Consider the following 1,590-nt stretch of genomic DNA (forward strand, 5'->3'; position numbering starts at 1 on the left):
AAGAAGAGGCTGGGACAAAAAGGTTCAAGATAAGTAAAAAAAGACAATTTCTATTGAAATAATATAGGAATTGTCTTTTTTATAATTTTTTTGATGATTTTCAGCTCGTTGAGCTGTTACTTTTCTTATATTAAGCCACGATAATGTCTGAATTCAGTATCGGGAATTGTTTCTGCAATATCATTTACATGTCGTGAAATATCATTTGTGGGGATAAGAACTGAAGTTTCCATTAGTAGAGTATGTTGAGTCATGTTATAGTAGATAGGAGTGAGATACATGACAGGTGATTTCTTTCAATTATTAGGCTCTTTATACAGAGTATTAAAAAATTTATTTTCATAATGTGAAACTATAGTAAGTTAAAATCCCTTATTCAAGCACATACATAAGCCATAGCTTGAATAATGGATATTTATGATGTTCAATTGAATCATCCTAGCTAATATACAAAACATACTAAGATTAGCTATGAAGAAATCTATGACGATAGATTTTTTCATAGCTATTTTTTATAGTTATAGAGAGAAGTAGACTGTCCAGACTCTTGGATTTTAAATCCGTATAAAAAACAAGTCAGCTTTACTCTCGCCTTTTGAAATTCGTTTGTAGTATGTTGGGTTCTTGAAACCGTGTATAGGAAAATGAAATGAGAAAGGTTAAGTAAAGTTTTTAGCTTCTCAATTATTCAAAGGAGGTTTTTTTATCGATTACTTAGGTGTTGATATTAGTAAAAGAAGTAGTGTAGTTGCACATTATAAAAATGGAAAATTCTAAAAAGAGTTTTTCATCCAGAATAATAAAAATGGTTACAATTATTTACTCAAGTATTTGAATGACTAAGACCACCCACAACTCATTTTTGAATCTACAGGTATCTATTCAAGAGGTATGGAACGATTTTGTTGTGTAAATCAAATTAACTATATTCAAATGAATCCGTTAGAAGCCAAATTTAAAACGAGCGCTCTAAGATCATGGAAAACTGATCAGGCAGATGCTCATAAGCTTGCTTGTTTAGGACCGACGATTAAACAAACAGACAACTTACCTATACATGAGTTAATATTCTTTGAATTAAGAGAACGCGTCCGTTTTCATCTAGAAATCGAGAATGAACAAAATCGACTTAAATTTCAGATCCTTGAATTACTCCATCAAACATTCCCTGGTTTAGAAAGATTGTTTAGTAGTCGATATTCAATCATTGCACTCAACATCGCAGAAATCTTTACTCATCCAGACATGGTTCTTGATATCGACAAGGATGTACTGATTACACATATATTCAATTCTACAGATAAGGGAATGTCAATGGATAAAGCTACAAAATATGCACTTCAATTAAGAGTGATTGCTCAAGAAAGCTATCCTAATGTCGATAGACATTCCTTTCTAGTCGAAAAATTACGCTTACTTATTCAACAATTAAAACAATCTATTCATCATCTCAAACAATTAGATGATGCCATGATTCAATTAGCACAACAACTCGATTATTTTGAAAATATTCATTCGATACCTGGTATTGGTAAGCTAAGCACAGCTATGATTATTGGGGAGATTGGTGATATTAAGCGATTTAAATCA

At 31.3% G+C, this 1,590-nt stretch carries 1 pseudogene; it reads left to right on the forward strand.

From position 1 onward, the window contains the following. Positions 1–705: 705 nt before the first annotated feature. Positions 706–1,590, forward strand: a pseudogene (locus tag AB0K51_RS34795) (transposase); the annotation flags it as partial.

The organism is Kitasatospora sp. NPDC049285 (genome assembly GCF_040678815.1).
Classification (GTDB): Bacteria; Actinomycetota; Actinomycetes; order Streptomycetales; family Streptomycetaceae; genus Kitasatospora.